Source organism: Vibrio crassostreae, assembly GCF_041439375.1.
Taxonomy (GTDB): Bacteria; Pseudomonadota; Gammaproteobacteria; order Enterobacterales; family Vibrionaceae; genus Vibrio; species Vibrio crassostreae_D.
Genome location: NZ_JBGONY010000002.1, coordinates 33983 through 57452, shown reverse-complemented (window position 1 = coordinate 57452; position 23470 = coordinate 33983). Strand labels below are relative to the sequence as shown.

At 44.8% G+C, this 23470-nt stretch carries 19 protein-coding genes; 7 read left to right on the top strand and 12 right to left on the bottom strand.

Features of this window, described 5'->3' with window-relative positions; all coding sequences use genetic code 11:
• Positions 1-5 precede the first annotated feature (5 nt).
• Positions 6-2333 carry a DNA internalization-related competence protein ComEC/Rec2 gene (locus ACED45_RS01515; RefSeq protein ID WP_371713201.1) on the bottom strand — a complete coding sequence of 776 codons (2328 nt, stop codon included), beginning with the start codon at positions 2331-2333 and terminating at the stop codon, positions 6-8.
• Between the two features lie 17 nt (positions 2334-2350).
• Here ACED45_RS01515 and ACED45_RS01510 point away from each other — a divergent pair, with 17 nt between their 5' ends.
• Positions 2351-2863, top strand: a complete 513-nt coding sequence (locus ACED45_RS01510; protein ID WP_017078948.1) for a DUF2062 domain-containing protein — start codon at positions 2351-2353, stop codon at positions 2861-2863.
• A gap of 226 nt (positions 2864-3089) precedes the next feature.
• Here ACED45_RS01510 and lolE read toward each other — a convergent pair whose 3' ends face one another.
• Genes lolE through lolC form a run of 3 tightly spaced genes read right to left on the bottom strand, consistent with a single transcriptional unit; the run spans position 3090 to position 6228 of the window.
• Positions 3090-4334, bottom strand: coding sequence for a lipoprotein-releasing ABC transporter permease subunit LolE (gene lolE, locus ACED45_RS01505; RefSeq protein WP_076676706.1), 1245 nt, complete (start codon positions 4332-4334; stop codon positions 3090-3092).
• Positions 4335-5027 carry a lipoprotein-releasing ABC transporter ATP-binding protein LolD gene (gene lolD, locus ACED45_RS01500; RefSeq protein ID WP_076645514.1) on the bottom strand — a complete coding sequence of 231 codons (693 nt, stop codon included), beginning with the start codon at positions 5025-5027 and terminating at the stop codon, positions 4335-4337.
• A complete protein-coding gene (gene lolC, locus ACED45_RS01495) occupies positions 5020-6228 on the bottom strand; it encodes a lipoprotein-releasing ABC transporter permease subunit LolC (RefSeq protein WP_371713200.1) in 1209 nt (402 codons plus the stop codon). Before lolC ends, lolD begins: the two co-directional genes overlap by 8 nt.
• 227 nt (positions 6229-6455) lie before the next feature.
• Between lolC and ACED45_RS01490 the strand changes: the two genes are divergently transcribed.
• The 4 genes from ACED45_RS01490 (at position 6456) to ACED45_RS01475 (ending at position 12017) form a co-directional block, all read left to right on the top strand.
• On the top strand, positions 6456-7025 hold the full coding sequence (locus ACED45_RS01490; RefSeq protein ID WP_371713199.1) for a PilZ domain-containing protein: 570 nt from the start codon (positions 6456-6458) through the stop codon (positions 7023-7025).
• 6 nt (positions 7026-7031) lie between these two features.
• Positions 7032-10493: a transcription-repair coupling factor gene (gene mfd / locus ACED45_RS01485; RefSeq protein ID WP_371713198.1), complete on the top strand. Its 3462-nt coding sequence runs from the start codon at positions 7032-7034 to the stop codon at positions 10491-10493.
• Positions 10494-10556: 63 nt separating this feature from the next.
• The gene (locus ACED45_RS01480) at positions 10557-11324 is read left to right on the top strand and encodes a peptidoglycan binding protein CsiV (RefSeq protein ID WP_086712213.1); all 768 of its coding nucleotides are present in this window, start codon (positions 10557-10559) and stop codon (positions 11322-11324) included.
• Positions 11325-11471: 147 nt separating this feature from the next.
• Positions 11472-12017 (top strand): GNAT family N-acetyltransferase, encoded by a 546-nt coding sequence (locus ACED45_RS01475; RefSeq protein ID WP_371713197.1) that lies wholly within the window; start codon positions 11472-11474, stop codon positions 12015-12017.
• A gap of 110 nt (positions 12018-12127) precedes the next feature.
• Here ACED45_RS01475 and ACED45_RS01470 read toward each other — a convergent pair whose 3' ends face one another.
• From ACED45_RS01470 to hinT, 7 genes are all read right to left on the bottom strand, one after another.
• The gene (locus tag ACED45_RS01470; protein WP_371713196.1) at positions 12128-13417 is read right to left on the bottom strand and encodes an NAD(P)/FAD-dependent oxidoreductase; all 1290 of its coding nucleotides are present in this window, start codon (positions 13415-13417) and stop codon (positions 12128-12130) included.
• 509 nt (positions 13418-13926) lie between these two features.
• Positions 13927-14466 carry an alpha/beta hydrolase YcfP gene (ycfP, locus tag ACED45_RS01465; protein ID WP_048658279.1) on the bottom strand — a complete coding sequence of 180 codons (540 nt, stop codon included), beginning with the start codon at positions 14464-14466 and terminating at the stop codon, positions 13927-13929.
• 108 nt (positions 14467-14574) lie between these two features.
• Entirely contained in the window at positions 14575-15429 is an 855-nt protein-coding gene (locus tag ACED45_RS01460; protein ID WP_371713195.1) for a phosphotransferase, read from the bottom strand.
• Positions 15430-15633: 204 nt separating this feature from the next.
• The gene (gene lpoB / locus ACED45_RS01455) at positions 15634-16224 is read right to left on the bottom strand and encodes a penicillin-binding protein activator LpoB (protein WP_048658277.1); all 591 of its coding nucleotides are present in this window, start codon (positions 16222-16224) and stop codon (positions 15634-15636) included.
• A gap of 86 nt (positions 16225-16310) precedes the next feature.
• Positions 16311-16694, bottom strand: coding sequence for a YcfL family protein (locus tag ACED45_RS01450; RefSeq protein WP_017060222.1), 384 nt, complete (start codon positions 16692-16694; stop codon positions 16311-16313).
• The gene (locus tag ACED45_RS01445; RefSeq protein ID WP_371713194.1) at positions 16694-18085 is read right to left on the bottom strand and encodes a COG3014 family protein; all 1392 of its coding nucleotides are present in this window, start codon (positions 18083-18085) and stop codon (positions 16694-16696) included. The genes ACED45_RS01450 and ACED45_RS01445 overlap by 1 nt, the downstream gene beginning before the upstream one ends.
• 296 nt (positions 18086-18381) lie before the next feature.
• Entirely contained in the window at positions 18382-18732 is a 351-nt protein-coding gene (gene hinT, locus ACED45_RS01440) for a purine nucleoside phosphoramidase (RefSeq protein ID WP_004736268.1), read from the bottom strand.
• Between the two features lie 277 nt (positions 18733-19009).
• On the opposite strand from hinT, the gene ACED45_RS01435 reads away from it, so the two are divergent.
• Both ACED45_RS01435 and ACED45_RS01430 read left to right on the top strand, forming a co-directional pair.
• Complete coding sequence (locus tag ACED45_RS01435; RefSeq protein WP_048658275.1) at positions 19010-21001, top strand: methyl-accepting chemotaxis protein; 1992 nt, start codon at positions 19010-19012, stop codon at positions 20999-21001.
• A gap of 197 nt (positions 21002-21198) precedes the next feature.
• The gene (locus ACED45_RS01430) at positions 21199-22365 is read left to right on the top strand and encodes a DUF1887 family protein (protein ID WP_048609362.1); all 1167 of its coding nucleotides are present in this window, start codon (positions 21199-21201) and stop codon (positions 22363-22365) included.
• Between the two features lie 197 nt (positions 22366-22562).
• On the opposite strand, the gene udp is transcribed toward ACED45_RS01430, so the two are convergent.
• Complete coding sequence (gene udp / locus ACED45_RS01425) at positions 22563-23321, bottom strand: uridine phosphorylase (RefSeq protein WP_371713193.1); 759 nt, start codon at positions 23319-23321, stop codon at positions 22563-22565.
• Between the last annotated feature and the right edge of the window lie 149 nt (positions 23322-23470).

The window sequence follows — 23470 nt, the reverse complement described above, 5'->3', positions numbered from 1 at the left end:
TCTATCTATTCTACTCCCTTACGAAGCATCTGCCTATACCACTGCCTGCCTTGTTGTTCTCTAATCGTATGATATTTCCAACCTTCCTGACTGATTGTGATGGTTATTTGTCCGCTTTCTCCGGTATCAAGCCAAGCACTACCCGTTTCATGATAACGTTCAATCACAGATTTACTGGGCATTCCCCACTGATTACCTTTGGCCAAAGAAGCAATTGCTAACTGAGGTGAAACTGCCTCAATAAATGGCTTAATCGACGACGAATTACTACCATGATGCGGGACAAGCATCACGTCACTCTTGAGCCGCCGACCTTCACGAGCAAGTAGCCACTCACTTACCCGTTCAATATCACCAGTGAGCAACATCGAGAACTCAGAATTGGGCTCAAAAATCCTGACCACACACGAATGTGGGTTGTACGCCCTCTTTACTCTTTGAGGTGGCCATAAAACCTCAAACTCTAGACCCTGCCAGTTCCACACCTCTCCAAAAGTACATGTTTGGATATTCGACTGAACTTGAACAGTCGATTGTGTTTGTTGATTGATATTCTGACTGGCTCTTATCCACTTAGGATTGTAGTTTTCAAGTAACGCCGGATAGCCACCAGCATGGTCAGAATCGAAATGACTCACTATCACACCTTCCACCTCATGAACTCCTCTCTGATTCAGGGTGGGAATCAACAAGGATTCAACAATCGAACCTCCCTGCCACACGTTGCCGAGATCGTAAACAACGACCTGATTGTTCTTTTCCAAAACTAAAGACAACCCATGCCCAACATCCAAGATATCGATTGTTAATTTGTTTTGCTGCTTACCGAATTCCCACCACAGTACAAACACTGCAATGACCAATATTGATAGTGTTCGTTTGAGATATCGACTGACGAACCCGAAAAATAAGATGAGGAATACAGACAGCGCCATACTGTGATTATCAACTTGAATCCAAAATCGTTCAGAGAAAGGAAGGCTAAATACGAGAGGATCAAGCGACAAGTCGACCAACATCCATAGCTGTTCAGAAAAACCATTGCTTAACGCTGTCAAACTCATCACCTCAGACACTGACTCCAATATTAAGCTAAGTAACATCGCAAGAAACAATAGCGGGATCGTCACCATTGATACCCAAGGCAAAAGGAGCAAGTTGTAGAGAACAGAGACTAGACTCACCCCTTTGAAAAACAGTATCGAAAAGGGAGCAATAAGGAATGTCAGCATCAGTTGAATCTTGATGAGCTGCAGCACTCGATCGATAAGAGTGGTGTCTGAAGATGATGACCGACTATTCAAGGCGATATAAATAACGGCACCCAACGCACCAAAAGATAGCCAAAAGCTGCTCGACAATGCTGAAAACGGCCAAATCAGCAGAACCACGCACAGGCTTAAGACGACATACCGAAGCACACTGATATTTTGCCCACGCCACAAGAAATAGCTCGCGATAATACACATCACTAAAGCTCTCAAAGTTGGCAGCGTGAATCCAGCAAACCAACTATAGAAATAGGCTAAGCCGAGCCCGAATATTGTGGGAAACCAAAGAAATGAAGGTGAGAGTAACCTGAATATCTTTCCTACTTGATAGCCGATACCAAAGGCAATCCCAATATGTAGCCCCGAGATAGCCATCAAGTGAATCAAACCACTGCTTTTGAGCAAATCCCAACGCTGAGGATGGATAAGGTCTCGATAACCAAAACTCAAAGCCATAATGAGATCTTGATTTGCTAACTCACTTAACCTTTCAAGACGGTTTTCAAACCAATGAGACCGCATATTGGTATTGGTGTGAATTCGATATTTGGTATCGGCTCTGTAAGTTGCATTGGCAACCACACCGGTGCTAAACAAATACTTTTCTAGATCAAAGCCTGCTTCATTGAGTTTACCCCACACTGGTTTTATTGAGACTGATAAATAGACATCATCTCCGAGCGTCAACTTAAAAGGAGTAAACAAACGCAATTTTATCAATTGAGGAAAGATTAATTTTTCGCCGCCAATTGATCTGGCTACTATTACGCTTTCAAAACCGTGGCTATTTTCACTAAAAAGGCTAACAACCGAAGCATTTATGGTAGTATTCTGCCCTGATTGGAATAAGCGACTCGTTTGTATTTCAATCGCATTCCCCAGGCAGATAACTAGTATCAATGCTGTTGCTAGACCTCTTGCACTCCGGAAAACGCTATACTTTGTTGATGCTAGCAGTAACAACAGCATCAATGGTGCCCAAACCCAATGTGGCATCACAGGCCAGAAGCTGGCAGACACAACTGTCGCAGCAAATGAAATCAAGAACCAAGTGTTAAACAAGAGAGTAGCTTCCTCCTATGCCAAGAAAGTTTATCAAACGATTTATGCCTGACCATGAGCTAATCAAGCGTCAGAAAGCATTGAAAGTTTTTGGCAATGTTTTGTACAACCCCAACTTATGGTGCCTTAATCGTCGCTCTGCGGCTGGTGCGTTCGCTGTTGGGTTATTCATGGCGTTTGTCCCTTTACCAAGTCAAATGATTATGTCTGCAGGTCTTGCAGTCGCATGTGGTGTTAACCTACCACTGTCTGTCGCACTGGTTTGGATCAGTAATCCTGTGACTATGCCGGTGCTGTTCTACTTTGCTTATAAAGTAGGCGCGTTTGTGATGCATGTGCCACCTCAAGCCTTCCATTTCGAACTGTCTTGGGATTTCATCTTGGCGCAAATGAGCACCATAGGACCTCCGTTCCTGCTGGGTTGTCTGATTTGTGGTGTGGTTTCTGCAATGGTTGGCTACTTTGGTATTCGCGGGTTATGGCGTTACTCAGTAGTAAGAAGCTGGAAGAAGCGACAAGCAAGGTACTGAACGACCGTTCCTTGTTACTCAATCTATCCTTGTATACGCTTCACTTAAAACGCACATAAGTTAAAGTCAGATGAACCACTGAACTCTGCAAGATTGACATGTAACGAAAGTCGTAAAGAACACGAATTGAATTCAATAAAAAAGGATCCCATCAGGGATCCTTTTTTGTTTATGCCGTTCATCTATAGCGCAACGTGACGTATTACTTAGAGCATTACTTCGAAAATCACTTCGAGCTAAGCACCGAGGCTGGGTTTAACTTAGCCGCTCGTGAGGCTGGATACCATGTCGCCAATAAGCTCAACACAATCGCGGTACCGGAAACCACAACAACATCCGTCATATCAAGTTGTGATGGCAAGAAGTCGACAAAGTAGATATCACCGGACAAGAATTGGTGATCGACCAACTTTTCGAGCCCTTTGATAAGCGTAGTAAGATTAAGCGCCACCAAGACACCTATCGCACTCCCGACTAAGCTGCCTAACACACCCGAGAATACGCCCTGCCAAACAAAGATGCGTTTAACAAGGCCGTCTGATGCGCCCATGGTTCTTAAGATCGCGATCTCCGATGCTCTGTCTTTGACTGCCATCATTAAGGTCGAGACAATATTGAAACAAGCGACACCAATAACCAGTACCATCACCAGATACATAATGGTGCGAACCAACTGAATATCTCGATACAAGAAGCCAAACTTCTGTTGCCAACTTCGTAGATACACATACACATCAAGCTGGTTACCCACTTCACGCACAATAGAGTTCGCGTTCAGCACATCGGTCACTTTTAAAGAAACCCCGGTTACTGCCTCGCCTAGGTTTGCATAAGCTTGAGCATCGCCAATCGGGATTAGCGCCAAGCTGTGGTCGATCTGGCCATTAAGCGTCAGTAAGCCAACCACTTTCACTCGAACTCGTTTTGGCGCCTGAACTTTCACAGAACCGTTAACCGTTGGAATCATCAAAGTCAGATAGTCACCCACTTTCGCCCCCAACACGTTAGCCACACCAGAACCTAAGATGATTTGTTGTTGCCCTGCTTTAAACTCACTCCAAGCTTGTTTATCGATAAATTTCGATAGGCTTGATACCTGTTGTTCAAGTTGTGGGTCAACACCGCGAACTTCAATTGCTTTGAGTTCTTTGCCCTTTTCAGCAAGCGCGGTAATTTTTACATAGGGTGCTGCAGCTACAACTTTATCATTTTTCACCGACTGCTCAATCACGTGCTCCCAGCGAGTCACCGGTTCATTGACACCCTCGAATTCACCATGTGGAATAACGGAAAGTACACGCGACTCAAGCTCTCGCTCAAAGCCATTCATTGCAGACAAACCGATAATGATCACGGCCACACCAACGGCAATACCAATCGTCGAAGACAAAGAGATGAACGACACCATTTTGTCTCGTTGTTTCGCTCGGCTAAATCGGCCACCTATCAATAGAGATAAAGAAGAAAACACTTAGCTCTCCTCTTTTTCTACGTTGACCAATAAACCATCTTGCATGTGAAGCTGGCGATCCATCTTACCTGCAAGTTCACCATCATGAGTTACTACCAAAAAGGCCGTGTCGTACTCGCGGTTTAGTTCACGCATTAAGTCGTAAATAGAAAGTGCGGTGTTGTGGTCAAGGTTGCCGGTAGGCTCATCCGCCAACACCAAAGCCGGCTTATTCACTAAAGCTCGAGCAATCGCCACACGTTGCCTCTCACCACCAGAAAGCTCTGAAGGTCGGTGGTCAACACGATGACTCAATCCAACTTTATCCAACAGACGTTGCGCCTCTTCTTTTGCTTTAACTGGCTTTTCACCACCAATCAGCAGCGGCATTGCCACATTTTCTAACGCTGAAAAGTCCGAAAGAAGATGATGGAATTGATAAACAAAGCCAAGATGCTGGTTGCGAAGCTTCGCCTGCTTATTTGAGCTCAAAGATGCTAAGTCTTGTCCGAGAAAGCTCACGCTGCCGTCAGACGCATCATCCAATGCCCCTAAAATATGCAATAACGTACTCTTACCGGAACCAGAGGTACCAATGATAGCGACTAGCTCACCCTTATCGATTTCAAAGCTGACTCCCTTGAGAACCTCAGTATCTAACGAGCCTTCACGGTACGTTTTACGGATATCATTACATTGAAGAAAATTACTCATAACGAAGGGCCTCAGCAGGTTTCACAGACGATGCACGATAAGATGGGAATACAGTGGCAATCAAGCTAAGTGCAATAGCCAGAACCACAACAACGGCGATCTGAATTGGGTTAATTAAAATTGGCAACTGTCCACCAAATGAAAACAGAGCAACACCCATCGCCTCTAAAATAGTATTGAGGTTCATCGCTAGGGCAACGCCTAACACGCCACCTGATAGGGCACCAATCACGCCGCTACTTGCGCCTTGAACCATGAATATCCCCATAACTTGACCATCGGTCATGCCTTGGGTTTTAAGAATAGCCACTTCAGACTGCTTCTCCATCACCACCATGATAAGTGCCGAAATAATATTGAAAGCAGCAACACCGATGATCAGCCCAAGCATTAAGCCCATCATATTTTTTTCCATTCGAACGGCCTGAAATAGCTCACCACGTTGGTCTCGCCAATCACTCCACAGCCAACCTTCTGTCAATGGCTGAGTCGATAACTCTGCGACTTCAAACGGATCTTCAAAAAACAGTCTCCAACCGGAAATAGTGTCTGATTTATAACGCATCAATCGCCCTGCGTCTTTGATGTCGGTAACCATCAATTGAGCATCGATATCCGAGCCCGTGTTAAAAATGCCAGCTACGGTAAAATTTCGTTGACTAGGTATGCGCCCGAGCGGTGTGTATTGACTGGCACTGGTCACCATCAGGCGAACTTTGTCACCCATAGATACCTTCAAATTTCTCGCCAAGGTATGGCCAAGAAATAGCTGATACTGACCCGCTTTAAGTGAAGACAATCTACCCGCAATCAAGTGGTTCTGAAGAGGGTCATCTGAATTAGGTTCAATGCCGATCAACAGACCTGCAGATAACTGAGCAGGACTTTGAATTACCGCTTCGCTGCGAACAATAGGTTCAACGTGACCATTGAGCGACATTTGCTCTGCAAAATTAGGCGCTTGAGCAGAAAGTGATGTTGTGCCTCCCTGCTCGTAAACGACGGCTTGAGGAAGGACACCGAGAATTCGGTCTTTTAACTGCGCTTCGAATCCATTCATTACCGATAAAACAGTAACCAAAGACAGCACACCAATGGTGATACCTGCCGTCGACATATAAGAAACAAAACGGCTAAAGCGATCACCTGAACGACCTTTCAAATAGCGCAGGCCAACAAACAACGAAATAGGATGAAACATACTTTGAACCATCTAAAGGGGATGCGGGTTAATGTAACGGGTATTGCTGTTACTGTGTAGGGGTTAATTGAAAATATAGAGTGAATTAACTCAATTAGTTAGGCTTGAAAAACAGAACCTTGTCAAATAGCCAGATTTCAAACAACTATTTGAGACTTTCAATTAACTGACCTTGATTACTGCGGCCACATAGCGATAATCAATAGATCACTTCAAGGAACTAACGCATGACAGAACAAGAGTTTTTCACCGTTCACCACAGCCTCACCGCGAATATTGAACCAATGGACAGCGGCTTCACTTTACCTTCTCAAATTCAATTCGAATCTGAGATCCCTGCCCCGTTTGTCGTGGCAAGTGAATTTAGCCAATTGGATCTATTAGCTGACAGTGCTCGCAGCGAACTGAAAAACAGCGACTTGAAGAATGTCATCAGTTTATTGGATGCACAGAACTCTAAATTAAACCTCTTGTTGAGCTTTATGTTATCGCAACAAGATGATGAACAATTTCGTACCCACACGTATTCATTTGGCGCGAGTCAGTTCTCTTGTTTTTCCAAAACAGATATCGAAGCGGGTCGCTTAGTTAAAGCTAAGCTCTTTATCGAGCACCCAGCCGCCGCTATTTATTGCTACGCAGAAGTCTTCGCTAGCGAACCAAAAGATTCAGGCTTCGAAATCAAATTCAAATACGCTCATCTTCGTGATACTGACCAAGACTTGCTGATCAAGGCTGCACTTCATCAACAACAAAAACTCTTACGTCAACGCTCTCTAGAACGAGATAACAAGTAAATAGACATGACAAAACAATCCATTTTTACACTACCTAAGCTCAAAGGTGCCGGTGATAAAAAACACATCGGTAACCTAGTTGGTTCATCTCTCGCGCTTGCTATCGCTAGACTTGCGGAGCAGCATAACAGCCATACTTTACTTGCAGTGCCCGATCCTCAAATCGCACTCAAGCTTCAATCAGAAATTGAACAGTTTACGTCACATGAAGTGGCACTATTCCCTGATTGGGAGACTCTGCCATACGACAGCTTCTCACCGCACCAAGAGATCATTTCTGACCGTATCGCTCGCCTTTATGCACTACCAACGTTAAAAGATGGCATCACGATCGTACCGATCAGCACGCTACTACAACGTCAGTCGCCACGTGACTTCTTGTTGCAGCACACCTTAATGGTGAAAACGGGCGATCTGTACTCGTTAGAGAAGCTGCGTCTTCAACTTGAAAAGTCTGGCTATCGTTACGTAGACCAAGTGTTTGGCCCGGGTGAATATGCGAGCCGAGGTTCAATTCTCGACTTGTTCCCAATGGGCAGCAAAGACCCGTATCGAATCGATTTTTTCGATGACGAGATCGACACCATTCGTACTTTCGATCCTGAAAATCAGCGCTCTATCGAAGACATCTCTGAGATCCGTTTGCTGCCAGCTCACGAGTTCCCAACCTCTGAAAGTGCAATTGAAGATTTCCGCATTCGCTGGCGCCAACAGTTTGATGCGCGCCGTGAACCAGAATCGGTTTATATGCAGGTTTCAAAAGGCACTTGGCCCGCAGGTATTGAATACTGGCAGCCGCTGTTCTTCGACCATACTGAAACCTTGTTTGATTATGTTGCCGATGAAGCGCAAATCCTCGTTCTAGGTGATGTCGAGACTGCGGTAGATTCATTCCTAACAGACGTTTCTCATCGATACGAACAACGCGGTGTTGACCCGTTACGACCACTGCTGAAACCAGAACAACTTTGGCTACAAAAAGACGAACTGTTCGCACATTTCAAACAAAAGCCACAGGTCAATCTGAGCTTAGATTCAATTGAAGAAAAAGCCGGACGTACCAACCTTCCGGTTGTGTCTCTGCCTGATCTCAGCGTTCAACATCAGAATAAAGAACCTTTGTCTAACCTAAGAAAGTTCACTGAAGCCTTCGACGGCAAAGTAGTCTTTTCGGTTGAATCTGAAGGCCGCCGTGAAGCACTGAGTGAATTGCTTCGAGGCATCAAAGTACGACCAAGTGAAGTTGAAAACCTCGACGCGGCGATTAAAGGTAAAGATAAGTTCACCCTGATCCTAGGTTCTGCTGAGCATGGCTTTATCCACGAAGAGCAAAACATCGCCCTTGTCTGTGAGAGCGACCTGTTAGGTGATCGCGTTGTACAACGCCGTAAGAAAGACAAGAAAAGCGTTAACAGCGACACTGTAATTCGTCACTTAGCCGAACTTAAACCAGGTCAACCTGTTGTTCACATTGACCACGGTATTGGTCGTTACATCGGCCTGCAAACACTTGAAGCGGGTGGCATGAAAACCGAATACGTAACGCTTGAGTATCAAAATGATGCCAAGTTATACGTACCTGTTGCTTCTCTGAACTTAATCGGGCGCTACTCTGGCGGCGCTGAAGATTCTGCACCACTGCATAAACTCGGTGGCGAAGCATGGCAGAAAGCTCGTAAGCGCGCCGCAGAGAAAGTTCGTGACGTTGCAGCCGAACTGCTTGATGTTTACGCTAAGCGTGAACTAAAACCTGGCTACAAGTTTGTACTCGATCGTGGCCAATACGCGACCTTCAAGTCTGGCTTCCCGTTTGAAGAAACGGATGATCAAGCAATTGCCATCAATGCCGTTATGTCGGATATGTGCCAAGCAAAAGCCATGGATCGCTTAGTGTGTGGTGACGTTGGTTTTGGTAAAACTGAAGTCGCGATGCGCGCGGCATTCGTTTGTACCGACAACAGTAAACAAGTAGCCGTGTTAGTTCCAACGACGCTACTTGCTCAGCAACACTTTGAAAACTTCCGAGACCGTTTCGCGAACCAACCGATACGTGTCGAAGTGCTGTCGCGATTTAAATCAGCTAAAGAACAAAAATTGATCATGCAAGATGTTGCCGACGGTAAGGTCGACATCTTAGTAGGTACTCACAAGCTTCTTTCCAGTGACCTTAAGTTTAAAGACCTTGGCTTGTTAGTCGTTGATGAAGAACACCGTTTCGGTGTACGCCAAAAAGAGAAAGTGAAAGCGATGCGCGCGGATGTCGATATCCTCACGCTAACCGCAACACCGATTCCAAGAACGTTGAATATGGCAATGAGCGGTATGCGTGACTTGTCGATCATCGCCACACCACCTGCACGACGCTTAGCAATAAAGACTTTTGTCCGTGAGAGTGATGACGCGATAGTCAGAGAAGCGGTACTGCGTGAAATCATGCGTGGTGGTCAAGTTTACTTCCTGCACAACCAAGTCGACACGATTGAAAAGACGGCTGAGTCACTACAAAAACTGATTCCAGAAGCGCGTGTCACCGTTGCCCATGGTCAGATGCGAGAGCGAGAGCTAGAACGCATCATGAATGACTTCTATCACCAGCGTTTTAACTTGCTAGTGTGTACCACCATCATCGAAACGGGTATCGACGTACCAACGGCAAATACCATCTTAATGGACAGAGCCGATAACCTTGGTTTAGCGCAACTGCACCAATTGCGTGGGCGTGTGGGTCGATCTCACCACCAAGCTTATGCCTACTTGCTAACACCTCCCCCGAAAGCAATGACCAAAGATGCCGTCAAGCGATTAGACGCCATTGCTTCACTTGAAGACTTAGGTGCAGGCTTTACGCTAGCAACCCATGACTTAGAGATTCGTGGTGCAGGTGAACTACTCGGTGATGAACAGAGTGGTCAAATCCAGTCGGTTGGCTTTACGCTTTACATGGAGATGCTTGAACAAGCGGTTGAGGCATTAAAAGAAGGACGAGAGCCATCGCTTGATGACCTACTGCGTGAACAAACTGAAATTGAGATGCGCCTGCCTGCACTGTTGCCTGATGACTACATCCCAGACATCAATACACGTTTGTCTACCTATAAGCGTATTGCGAGTGTGAGTGACACGGACGAATTGGCCGAGTTGAAAGTCGAGCTGATAGATCGCTTCGGCCTTCTACCTGATGCGACCAAGAACTTGTTGTCAGTTTCTGAGCTAAAATTAGCCGCGGCGTCAATCAAAGCGAAGAAAATTGAAGCGCACGATAAAGGTGGATTCTTAGAATTCTACCCAGATGCTGACATAAACCCGGCCTACCTTGTTAAACTGTTGCAATCTCAACCGCAAAAGTTTTCAATGGAAGGACCAACAAAGTTCAAGTTTACGATACCATTGGTCGACAGACGGAAACGAATTCAATTTGTTAGTGATTTATTGGGCGAATTCAGACAGAACTTGCTGCCTTCAGCATAAGACCCAATCCACTTGCACATATAAATTATCCAGCCGATAGATCGGCTGGAAGACGGAGTAAAAATGAAAAGACTGATCCCACTGCTACTATTGTTCGTCTCACTGCCAAGTTTGGCGCAGAGACAATTTGATATAGAAGTGATCATTTTTAAGCGTGCTGTTGATGCAGAAAAAGTGAATGAATCTTGGCCTAACACACAGCCTAAGATTTCACTTGAGCGCGTTGGTTCATTTCAAGATACCCAATACCGAGCAAAGAAAGGCGTTCAAATGCTGCCTTACTCGGAATACAAGTTAACGCCTCAGAAAGACAAGCTACGCAAACACGCAGGCTTTGAAGTTCTGATGCATACTGCTTGGCGTCAAGGTGACCAAGGTAAAAGTTCAGCACCTGTTTTCCACATTCAAGCAGGTAAAGACTTCTCTAAACAGTTTAATGCCGACGGCTCTGAGAAAGGTGCTGTCACTGCATCAAACCCAGATGGCTTCCAAGAAGAGACTATTGATAAACCGCTTTACGAATTAGACGGCAAGCTACAGATCTACGTACAGCACTATCTATATGCTGAAACGACTCTGGATTTAAAAGCGCCAAGCGTTCGTGAAGTGACGCTGCAAGAACAGCAAATCGAGCTAGACTCGCCAGTAAGTGGTGCAGAGAGCAATGTTCAGGTGGGTAACCTTACTGAGATCTCTCCGACCGTTGAAGTGCAAGAGTTCCTTAAAAGCTACCGCATGGACCAAAAACGTCGCATGCGCAGTACAGAGACTCACTACCTAGACCACCCGCTTCTTGGCATGGTGATTCAAGTACGTCGCGTCGCTCAATAAACCACGTAATCAGTCTTCAGCTAGCAGCTCAACTATTCTTATAGAGAGTGGAACTTGATATAAAGAATTGAAGTTGTATTAAGCATTCAATACGCCCTCCATTGTGAGGGCGTTTTATTAGCCATTACATGTTATTTGGTACGTCCTATGAGCCCAGACTTTCAGATCAATACACAAAATCTAAGCCTCAAAATCATTGAAGCCTCAGATACTCAAGAGTTTGCTCAGCTGATCAAATCTTCACCGAGTTTATTACCTTGGGTAGATTGGTGCCACGATGAGTTTTCTATCGTCGAAGCCGAGAAGTTTATTCTAGCAACTCGCCTGAACTGGGTGAAAGCAGACGCGTTTGGTTTTGGTATTTTTGAGCGAAAAACCGATAAGCTGGTCGGAATGGTGGCGATCAATGAGCTTTACCACACCTTCAATATGGCGAGTTTAGGTTATTGGGTGGGTGATGACTTTCAAAGGAGAGGAATCGCCAAAGAAGCGATGCTGGCCTTGTTTGAATTTTCCTTTGCGCAACTGAAGTTAACGCGCTTGGAGATTGTCTGCGATACCGAGAACCTACAAAGCCAAAAGCTGATCGAGAAATGTGGCGCTAAGCGAGAAACCATTGCCAAGAATCGATTTCTGTTTAACGGTAAACCGAAAGATGGCGTGGTTTATTCTGTGCTACCTCCAACCTCTTAACTACTTCAATTAGTTGCAACCAGCGATAGTACTCAATCAACACGATCAAAAAAGAGCTCCGAAGAGCTCTTTTTTATTATCAGCGAAATGCCCTTATAAGGCTTACCTGATTAGTGAAGCTTTAGGTTTGGACGAAGTACACGGTTAATACGACCAACCAGCATCATCAGTGATGTTTTGATTAAGCCGTGAAGCGCCATTTGGTGCATGCGGTACAAAGAGATGTAAACCACACGAGCAATACGACCTTCAACCATCATCGAACCTTTAGTTAGGTTACCCATCAAGCTACCTACGGTAGAGAAACGGCTTAACGAAACCAGTGAGCCTTTATCTTTGTAGATGTAGTCTTTTAGGTCACGACCGTTCAGCTTAGCAATGATGTTGCTGAATGCACAGCTTGCCATTTGGTGAGCCGCTTGTGCACGTGGTGGAACAAATGAACCATCTGCTTGGGTACATTGTGCCAAGTCACCGATAGCAAAGATGTTGTCATCCAGTGTTGTTTGCAGCGTGTTTTTCACAACCAACTGGTTGATACGGTTGGTTTCAAGACCACCGATATCTTTCAAGAAGTCTGGTGCTTTGATACCTGCTGCCCATACCATGATTTGTGCTGGGATCTTGTCGCCATCTTTGGTTGTTAGGCCGTCAGAGTCCGCCTGAGTCACCATAGTATTAGTACGAACATTCACACCAAGCTTCGTTAGCTCAGAGTGTGCTGCGCTTGAAATACGAGGAGGTAAAGCCGGAAGAATACGCTCACCCGCTTCAACTAGGTTCACGTTCAGCTTGCTTGAATCTAGATCACCGAAGCCGTAAGTACGAAGCTCTTTTACTGCGTTATGTAGCTCTGCAGAAAGCTCAACACCTGTTGCACCCGCGCCAACAATCGCGATGTCTACCGTACCTTGACCGTTCTTAGCGTGAAGCTTTAAGAACTGGTTATTCATTTCAGTACGGAAACGGTGCGCTTGTTCTGGGCTATCAAGGAAAATACAGTTGTCACGAACACCTGGAGTGTTGAAGTCGTTCGACGTTGAACCTAGTGCCATAACAAGAATGTCGTATTCAAGTTCACGACTTGGCATCAGCAATTCGCCGTGCTCATCTTTCAGTTCGCTCAGTGCAATCACTTTACGTTCACGATCGATGTCGTTCAGGCTGCCCATTTGGAAGTCGAAGTAATGGTTTTTTGCATGTGCGCGGTAGCTTAATGCATCAACACCTTCATCCAGTGAGCCAGTTGCTACTTCATGAAGTAATGGTTTCCATAGGTGGCTTGCTTTACGGTCTACCAGAGTGATCTGGGCACGCTTCTTACGACCTAAAGTTCGGCCTAGCTTAGTTGCTAGCTCTAAACCACCAGCACCGCCGCCTACTACGATAATTTTTGTCACAATGACAATCCTCTACAAAATGAATAAATGGGGTTCGGCTCGATTACTCCAACCGATAAATTCTATGTATCTACTCGGCCTTGTTGATAAGGCTGTGACATATTGGATAACCGCGAAAAAGAATAACGACAGCTCACCGAGTAGTTAGAGGGATAACAAACAACAAACATTCGTTTGTCGCTTTGCTCACATGGATAAAAAAGGCGTCTAGCTGAGAGATAGAACGCAAATTATGGGCAAGTTTTTCACTCGCTCTCAATTTTTTTTGATATTTGTCAAAATATTTTGCTTGAGAACATTATATATAGCAAAAAGATGACCGCAACAAAAATCCTTACCCACAATGAGGATTCGCGGCTAATTAGTTAACGTTTGCGCAAACTTATCTATAAATGCACAAACCGACCGATAAAACATATACAACTGTTTTATCAATACCAATATCTAAGATTCAGATGTGAAAAAGCAGCACCCAAATGAGTGCTGCTTTTATAAAATAACCGGAGTAATTAAGCGTTCTTAAACGCTTTCATTGCCTGAAGATGTTGAGAGATTTTTTTGAATTTGTGACTCTCTTTCTCGTCCCAGATTACGTCGTAGTAATCTTCGAGCGCAGCGGCTGTTTTGCTATTGTCATGAATTTCATCTTCACGAGAAAGCACCACTAAACAGCGACCTTTGTTCTTCATACGGTACTGCTCAACACACTTGGTCGCAATATCTTCGTACTCTTCAGGACGGTCAATTCGACCTACCATGTTGTTTTCAGGTTGCAAGTTTGGATTGAAAATCACCTGCTTAATACCACACAAGAAACCAATGCGCTCAGACCAGAAACCACCTAAACCTACACCACAAATAATTGGATGCGGATCATCTGATTGCTCTATCACTTTATGCACTTCTTTTAGCAAATGCTGCATATCGTGTTTTGGATGCAAAGTACTGTAGTTGATGAAACGAACGTCATCATCAATGAATTGCAACTGCAGTATTTTTTCGTGATTGCCCGGGCTTGTTGAGTCGAAGCCATGTAGATAGATAATCATTGTACCTCCCCCGTTGAATATTGGTACGTTTTGATCAATCTAACACGAAAAACAAGGTTTTAAAGGTAACAGCTGAGAAATTATATTTTTCACTTCCTAAACGTGATCCTAGCTACATAAAGTGTGACTCAGAGCCTCTGCTTCCTGCAAATAACTTTCATCGCCCCAAAGCTGATGAGCAAGTAAATACCAAAGCATCGCCATCATTTGGCTTCTTGGTAACCACGCTGCTACACCATCTAGCCAAGGCTGAACATCATGGATACCTCGCAGCTGACAGTACTTCTCAACCGCTTCAGTAGCCGGCACTCCAGTAACCGCAATGGTCAAGGTTAAATCGAGCCTAGGGTCTGCTAGCGCAGCGTATTCCCAGTCGATAATCTTAATACCGTTACTGTTTCTCACCAGATTATAACCACCTAAATCAAAATGGCACAAAGACAGGTCGACATTGGTAACACTCGGGGCTACGCGCCACTCTTGATAAACCTTAGTGCAGGCTTCGGTCTTATGAATCGCATCAAGCTGCAGCCAATAGTGGTCGACTCGCGCTGTGAAACTGAATGGTTGCAGTGGTAATCGCGCAGTATTGACCAGATGCACAGAGATCAGCGTTTTCAACAGGTCATCGAGCTCTAGATCTTTGTAAAGTGTCTCACCTGCAATCCACTCAACCAATAAACCCTGTTCATTCACCACCACTGGGCTTGGCCCGATGCCGAGACGCTCAATTGCCGACAACACTTGGTACTCTTCATGACGAGAGATGAAGAAGGCTTTAGTGATAGCTGTGGTTGGCCGCCAAACATACGCAGTGCCATCGACATCAACCAATTTCCAACATCGATTGGTCAAACCGCCTGTTAATGTCTGAGCTCTAACTGGAGGCTCAGAAAAGTAACCATCAAGCGAACTCAGACTGGTATCAAGAAGCTTAGCCTCAGACCAAGAAAAAATTGCCATATTTACTCCCTATAAACGTCTTAACTGCCCTATAAACGTCTTCATTTCCCTACAAAAAAAGACACTGACCAAAAGCCAGTGTCTCTTCATAAACAGCACATCATGCACTGCATTGGCGTGTGACCAAGCTATATGTGGCCAAACTATGCGCAGCCAAGACTAGCGCTGTCAAAACTGGCTGCGTTAGTTGGCAAGTAAGCGAAATTAAAGGCCTAGAAGGCTCTTAGATTGTTGCTTACGGATTTCAGTCTCGTCAGCCCACTCAATCAAGCCAGACTCAAGATCCATTAGGCGCATCGTCATTTTGTAGTATACGTCTTCATCGCTACCCGCTTTCTTAACGATGCTTGATAGGTTGCCGTACAACATATACTGAGCGCCCACCATTTTACCAAACTGAATCGCTGAACTTTGGTTTACAAGCTCATCGTTGTTTTGGAAGTTCAGTTGATCACGAACAGACTCAACACGATCCATATCAACGAAACGGAACTTACCAGAATTCAACATTTTAGTACTGATTGTGTCAGTGATTGACTCAGTATCGATGTGCTCACTTGTTTTGTTCTTGATTCGCTCAACGAACACGATTGGACGCTGTTCACGAGTAATGTAAGCCACTGAACCAGACGCCATCATGCTATCGACCATTTCACCCGCAATCGTTTGAAGGTCAGTTGAACCGAAATCGATTGTCGTGGTTTCTACTGCTTGTGCATCACCGTAGCTTACCTTGTTCGAACAACCGCCTAAAATAACCGCTAAACCTAGTAGCGCAATGACACTCTTTTTCATTTTGTTTCCTCAACTTATCACTGAGTGGGGTTACCCACACTCTTAAATTCTTATATTTACGAACCATTAGATCCGTTTTATCTAACTTACTGCTCTCGGAACTGAACTCTAAACTGAGTCGCTTTCGGGTTTACCGACACTTCCGACAACGAAATACTTTCAAAGCCACGCACAATCGCTTGCTTCCAAGGGCCTTGCTTTAGGTTGACCTCAAGGCCGGCATCGTCGTACCAGTAAAAACGATAAAGGATATGTTGATCGCCTTTATAGTTACTGTTTAAACGAACGATTCCTCGCGTATGACCGTCGACCAGATCAGTGCGGATATCTTCAACCTGTAAACGGCTGCCCAATACCTTGTCACCAAAGAAAACGTTCTGAGTCAGGCTATCGACCCTTACGCCAGCTGTATTATCTGCACAACCAGCCAGAGCCATCACCGCTGCTAAGCTCACTAACCACTTTTTCATTACAGCCTCCCTAGCTGTTTATGCCACATTGTTGCGTTGTTTCCTTGTCGAGAAATCCACACCAAGGTAGTTTGCCCTTCTCGAATATCAAAGTCATACGTTTTAGCGCCCGCTTCCAACGTATATTGACCGTTGTTTGCTACAAACGTGCTGCTCTTAATCTCTGCAGGTAATGATTGCCAACTACGTGTGTCTGGTTGCTCTGTCAGTGTGTTCCACACGTTGAACAAAATATTGCCGACATCATCGCCTTTGGTGGCTTCTTTACGAATGCGATCTTTCGCGACTACGCGTAGCGCTTGGCGAATAACAATGCTCGTCATACGCTCGGATAAATCATTCTGCGCCATTGCATTTACGTCAGTGATCAAGTGCTCTTGTAGCGGTTGCCCACTGATTCGCAACGCAGAAAAACGCTCTACGTTTTGGCTTGGGTAATATGGCAGCGCAAGAGAGTATATTGCTCCCTGATCGCGACTGTCATAAACAGGTAAATCTAGTCGCCAACTGTCCATAGCTTGTACAGCGCTCTGTTCTTGAAGAACAATTACTCTCCCTTCACCTGCATTAATTTTAGAAGACTGCTTATAACGTTTTTCTAGTGTCTCTAAATCTTGTCGCATCCCTAAACGAGCGGCTGTCGCCATGGTTCTGTCGATGATATCTTGGTTATCTGGCATCACAGCCAAAGCACGACGATAATCAACATAAGCGCTATTTAGATCATTCGAAGCTTCATAAAGCAGACCAGACAAGAACATCAGATATGCATTCTGTACCGACTGCAGTTTTTTACCCGCATCTGGGTAGTTGGCAAGGATGCTACCGACATTGGCAGACAAGCCTTGCTTCTTCGCATCGTTAGCTGCCCGGTCTAACTCAGCTTCACGTTGCTTCTTCGCTTGCTCTTGCACTTGGTTGGCGCGACGCATTTCGATCACCGCACCTTCTAAATCATTTTTCTTGAGGTAATTTAAACCGAGATAGAGATGAAGAAAGCCCAACTCATAATCGGCTGGCACATACTCGGTAATATTGTCATTCACAGCCAACGCACCCACGCTGGTCGCACTGTCTGAGATTGAGATTACGGCTTTTCGTTGCTGCTCAGTAACCGCCTGATCAGCCACTTCAAACGAAGACTTACTCTCAGGATATTTTTGATCCAGCAGGTTAATTCTGCCTCTTTCAAAGTTATCAAGGATGTCGCCTGCCGCGTAATCTGGTAGCTCTTGCTGAGCCTCTGAATAATCTCCAGATTTAACGGCTTGGTAGATCGCTTTGTTTTGTGCGCTGTAATGACTAAATAGGCTTCCTGCTGAAATACTCGCACAACCTACGGTCAACGCCGATAACAGGGCAATGGAAGCGAATCTAAACTGTTGCTTCACTTATCGTCTCCGTGCATGTTTAAAATGCCAACTTTATTAGGGTCTGCTGACCTTTCGTGGTCTCATTATCAAAACGAAACGTGTTGTAAAAAGGATCTCAAGCCAGTTGAAACCCTACTGATTTAGCCTCTGCCTAGGCGATGCCGACATTCAGACAACAGATAGAACTTAAAGTTGGCATACAAACTACAAATTTTCCAACTAACTACTAGTGTTAACCCGCTAATGAGCTCGTTTAATCTAGCCCATTAGCTTTCATTAACTCGTTAGCTTTTCATTAGCTCATTAACTTTTTATTAGCTCATTAATAGCGGACCAAGTGGACGGCCACCAACCAAGTGCATGTGAATATGATAAACCTCTTGGCCACCGTGAGAGTTGCAGTTCACGATAAGACGATAGCCATCTTCTGCGATGCCTTCTTCTTTTGCTAACTTCCGAGCAACGGTAAACATGCGGCCCATCATCGCTTCATCTTCGACTTCAACATCGTTAGTTGTTGGAATCAACTTGTTAGGGATTATTAGGATATGGCTTGGCGCGCGAGGGTTAATATCACGAAATGCGGTTACTAAATCGTCTTGGTATAGTAGATCTGCAGGGATTTCTTTATTGATGATCTTACTAAAAATGGTTTCTTCAGCCATGTTTCTCTCCGATAAAACATTTATTTTTTAATGCTTTGAGTATGCGCTATGCCGCATCAAACCACAATAAATCTGCTTTAAAGCATAATAAAAAACACCGTTCAAATCAAAGAAAACGAGCCTCAGCTCTCAAGAATGGCATGTTGGTTATAACTGAGGGTTATTTTTGACGTGTGCGTCATAAAATGCGCAAGCGGAGCTCAATAGAATGCTGATAATTTTGTTAGTTTTACTTTGACCTGACATTAGGTCAGCATTTTTATTTAGGGAGAAAGCCATGAAGGGATCTGTGATCAAGCGTATGTACGCTGGTTTCGCACTGATCATCATCATGTTCGCAGTCACGATAACCATCATGATGAACAGCATGAATCAGATACACAGCAATTTTGAGAGTGTCTCAGAAACCTCATTACCACTTGTCGCGCTTTCAAATCAAACAAGTGTTCAATTGCTCTCTGCTGATAAGTCATTCAAAGATTTCTTAACCACACAAAACGCTGAACGCATGTCTGCAATGCGTACAGAGTTTGCTGCATCACAAAACTCGTTTTCTGAAGTGCTAGGTAACTTAGAAGCAGCAAGCCAAAACAATGTTTCGCTCACCGAACGTATCGCCCAATTAAGAGCGATGGAAGAGCGCTACTTCGCCGAAGCAGACGAAGCGATGAACAACTACGTCGCTATGTTTGAAGCACAAGAACAAGTACAAAAAGCGTCTCGCGATTTCCAACGCTTACATTCAGAATTAACCGTTGGCATGAAAGAGTACGTGGCCGACCAAAAAAGCATCTCTGTAAAAGTAATGGCAAAAAGCTACTTCATTAAACTGCAAGACGCAGAAGTCATTACCTCTGATGCACTTGCTAGCTCTGATGTAGCCTTCGTTCAAAAAGCCGTTAACCAAAATAAAAAGGCCGTTACTCACCTTAACTACGCTTATCGTGGCCTATCAACACAACTACCAGCACTTAAAAATGTCTTTGATGAATCAGTTCAAAAGTTCACCAAAGATGTTGGTCAGAAAGGCGGTGTCTTGGACAAACACAACAACTACTTGAAAGCGAAAGAAGCTCTGTATATCAACATTGCAAACCTAGCCGTAGAAGTAGACCAAGCAATGGCAGTGCTAGATTCATTCAACGTGACCGCTGAAGAGCAACTGAACTCGTCGTTAGCTGACGCAAGCAGCATCTACGACAAAGGCCTATTCAATGCGATCGCAATTGGCATCATTGTGACCGTATTCGCTGCAGCGATTGGTTACCACATAGCACATAGCGTAAGAGAGCCATTAACTCGCATTCTCGGAACATTAGAAGGCCTGACTCAAGGCGATATGACTCAACGTATCGATATTCGCTACGACAACGAATTCAGCCGTGTGAGTCGCCACATCAACACCTTGGCGGACAACTTGCACAATATCCTTGTGAAGCTGAATGATGCTTCAGATGACTTAACCAAGACAGCAAGCGTAAACCAAAAGACTTCTTCTGAAACGCAAGCTCAGCTGAACAGTCAACGTGAACAAACGGCAACTGTCGCGACCGCAATGACAGAGATGTCTCATTCTGTACAAGAAGTGGCAAACAGCGCGCAAAGCTCACTCACCATGGTTCAACAAGTAGAATCGGCTTCTGAGTCTGGTCGTCAGATCATGAACACCAACATTAGCACTATCAATCAGCTTGAGGTTCGCCTTACTGAGTCTGTGGGTGCTGTGGGCGAGCTACAACAAATGAGTAGTCAGATTGGTTCAATCCTTGACGTTATTCGTGGCATTGCTGAACAGACCAACCTACTTGCACTTAATGCGGCAATCGAAGCAGCGCGTGCTGGCGAACAAGGTCGTGGTTTTGCAGTTGTTGCCGATGAAGTACGAGTGCTAGCGCAAAAAACTACTCAATCAACCTCTGAAATCGAGACCATGATCAGCAATCTGCAGTCAAGTTCGAAAACCGCAAGCAACGTAATTGAAAGTTGTATGAGCGATATGGACATGTCGGTTCAACAAGCTTCAAGTGCAAACAGTGCGATGGAAGAGATCCAAGCCTTGATTCTAGAGATCAGCCACATGAGCACGCACATCTCTCAAGCAGCCGCAGAGCAGAGTGAAACGTCTGGTGATATCGCACGTAATATCGAAGACATCAACCACATCGCAGATAAGAGTTACCAAGCGATGTCTTCAATTGCGGAAGCAAGCCAAAACCTAACAATTCTGGCAAATCAGCAAGGTGATTTAGTACATCAGTTCAAACTATAGATAAATAAAGAATCGATAGATATTTAGTGAGATTCTTGAGACTTCATACCCAATAGTGGTAACTAATTGAGCTAGGGCAACTTTTATCAAGGGTTGCCCTTGTTTTTTATGAGCTTTGTCATTATATGATTATTAAGGCTTGCTGCTTCCCGTTTTTTCTTTCACCTTTATGAGCGAGCCGCTATTAAGGAATTTATATGGCTGTTCATGTTGGCATTATCGATCAAGACCCTATTCGCTTGCTCACCCCTTTACTTGATAACCGAACGGTCAGCACTCACATCGTGTTTATCGGCGACAAGAATCAAGTCAGTATGTACAAACGTTTAGACAGCGTTTTACAGAAGCGCGACATTACCAGTGAGTTTTTCGAAATTCCGACCATCGTAAACACATCTGTAATCAAAGAATCTATCCAAACTCTTGCCGAAGACCTCAAAGCTCGCGGTCAAGAAGTGAAGCTCAACGCGAGTTGTGGCCTGCGTCACCGCCTACTTTCGGTGTACGAAGTATTCCGTACTTACCACTGGCCAATCTTCGTGGTTGAACCAAACAGTGACAAGCTGTGCTGGTTGTACCCGAACGGAAAAGAAGACGCACAAGTTCAAGACCGCATTACTATCGACGACTACCTAACGGTATTTGGGGCTCGTGGCGAGTTCAGCGATGTTCAGCTATCTCCGCAACTTGATCAGAAACTTTATGAACTGGGTGAACGTTGGGCAAGTAACGCGCTAGAATTGGGCCCAGGCCTTGCGACATTAAACTACCTTGCAACGACCTGCCGTAAAGAACAGAAGCTTGATGTTGGTCTCTCTGAGAAGCAACAAGGTTACCGTGAACTGAACATGCTGTTGAGCGATTTAGTTGAAGCGAAGATTGCGACTTACGACAATGGTATTTTAACTTTTGCTAATGAAGACGCACGCCGCTTCTCAAACGGTGAATGGCTGGAGACTCTGGTTCACAGCACAGTGAAACAAATCCAAGATGACATGCCGACCATTCAAGATCGTTCTTTGAATGTTCAGGTATACCGTCAACTGGGTGAACGAGAAGTTCGTAACGAGCTTGATGTTGCCTCAGTGGTGAACAATAAGCTGCACATCATCGAATGTAAGACCAAAGGTATGCGTGACGATGGTGATGACACCTTGTACAAACTGGAATCGCTTAGAGACCTATTGGGTGGCCTACAAGCACGTGCAATGTTAGTGAGCTTCCGCCCTCTTCGCCATAACGACATCACACGAGCAGAAGATCTTGGCCTTGCATTGATTGGCCCTGACGAATTGAAAGATCTTAAAACACACCTAACGGCATGGTTTACGGCTGCGGGTGGTAGTGAAGATCTAGAGTACTAAAAACAAATAAACTCATGAGAGCTAAATGCTCTTAAGCAGATTGTTAAAAAGGCGAATGACGATTAAGTCACTCGCCTTTTTTGTATCTGATACTTTTTCTTGTCTACTTTCTCTGCCACATAAAAAATGGCCACATCATTCGATACGGCCATTTTCAAAATTTGCAGTCAGTTTAAGACTTAAATCTTTTTTGCAACTTAAAGCATTTTACGAGCAGCTTCTACAACTACTTTGATTGAACGCGCTTCTGTTACTTTTAGTGTGTCGTGATCAGGCGTCTCTTTTTGAGTACGGTTGATGATTACACCAGCAACACAACCTGCTTTCAGACCAGAACTTGCACACATAGTTAGCAGCGTTGCAGATTCCATCTCGAAGTTTAGAACGCCCATGTCTTGCCATTCTTGCATAGAACCTTGGAAACGCTTAACAACACGACCAGAGAACGTATCGTAACGCTCTTGACCTGGGTAGAAAGTGTCACTTGAAGCCGTTATGCCCATGTGAACTGCTGCGCCTGATTCTTCAACCGCTGCTTTCATCGCTGTTGCCACTTCGAAGTCAGCAACTGCTGGGAATTCCATTGGAGCAAAGTGCAGGCTAGCGCCGTCTAGACGAACAGAACCTGTAGAAACAATCATGTCACCCACGTTTACGTGAGGTTGGATAGCACCAGTAGTACCAACACGTAGGAAAGTACGAACACCAAGTTGAGCAAGCTCTTCTACAGCGATAGAAGTAGATGGGCCACCGATACCTGTTGAACATACAACAACTGGCTTGCCGTCTAGCTCTGCGCGGTAAAGCGTGTATTCACGGTGACTAGCAAGGAATACTGGATTCTCCATCTCTTCCGCAATTTTTTGCACACGAGCAGGATCACCAGGGATGATCGCCAGAGTAGCACCGTTAAGATCTGCTTCAGTAACACCTAAGTGGAAAACAGCTTGAGACATAGTTCGCTCCTTTTGGCTTATTGGGCTTTTTACCCTTATTTAAGCTCATAGTAAATTCGTGGGGTACGAACACACTCTAACCAAGCTTATTACAAAATGAAGTGATACATGTCACACGAATGATCGCAACAAGAATTCAAGTTTCACAA

Excerpts from the sequence above, each read along its gene's own strand:
- ACED45_RS01510 (WP_017078948.1), top strand. The coding sequence starts at position 2,351 with ATGCCAAGAAAGTTTATCAAACGATTTATGCCTGACCATGAGCTAATC.
- lolD (WP_076645514.1), bottom strand. The coding sequence starts at position 5,027 with ATGAGTAATTTTCTTCAATGTAATGATATCCGTAAAACGTACCGTGAA.
- lolC (WP_371713200.1), bottom strand. The coding sequence starts at position 6,228 with ATGTTTCATCCTATTTCGTTGTTTGTTGGCCTGCGCTATTTGAAAGGT.
- ACED45_RS01490 (WP_371713199.1), top strand. The coding sequence starts at position 6,456 with ATGACAGAACAAGAGTTTTTCACCGTTCACCACAGCCTCACCGCGAAT.
- mfd (WP_371713198.1), top strand. The coding sequence starts at position 7,032 with ATGACAAAACAATCCATTTTTACACTACCTAAGCTCAAAGGTGCCGGT.
- ACED45_RS01480 (WP_086712213.1), top strand. The coding sequence starts at position 10,557 with ATGAAAAGACTGATCCCACTGCTACTATTGTTCGTCTCACTGCCAAGT.
- ACED45_RS01475 (WP_371713197.1), top strand. The coding sequence starts at position 11,472 with ATGAGCCCAGACTTTCAGATCAATACACAAAATCTAAGCCTCAAAATC.
- ycfP (WP_048658279.1), bottom strand. The coding sequence starts at position 14,466 with ATGATTATCTATCTACATGGCTTCGACTCAACAAGCCCGGGCAATCAC.
- ACED45_RS01460 (WP_371713195.1), bottom strand. The coding sequence starts at position 15,429 with ATGGCAATTTTTTCTTGGTCTGAGGCTAAGCTTCTTGATACCAGTCTG.
- lpoB (WP_048658277.1), bottom strand. The coding sequence starts at position 16,224 with ATGAAAAAGAGTGTCATTGCGCTACTAGGTTTAGCGGTTATTTTAGGC.
- ACED45_RS01450 (WP_017060222.1), bottom strand. The coding sequence starts at position 16,694 with ATGAAAAAGTGGTTAGTGAGCTTAGCAGCGGTGATGGCTCTGGCTGGT.
- hinT (WP_004736268.1), bottom strand. The coding sequence starts at position 18,732 with ATGGCTGAAGAAACCATTTTTAGTAAGATCATCAATAAAGAAATCCCT.
- ACED45_RS01435 (WP_048658275.1), top strand. The coding sequence starts at position 19,010 with ATGAAGGGATCTGTGATCAAGCGTATGTACGCTGGTTTCGCACTGATC.
- ACED45_RS01430 (WP_048609362.1), top strand. The coding sequence starts at position 21,199 with ATGGCTGTTCATGTTGGCATTATCGATCAAGACCCTATTCGCTTGCTC.
- udp (WP_371713193.1), bottom strand. The coding sequence starts at position 23,321 with ATGTCTCAAGCTGTTTTCCACTTAGGTGTTACTGAAGCAGATCTTAAC.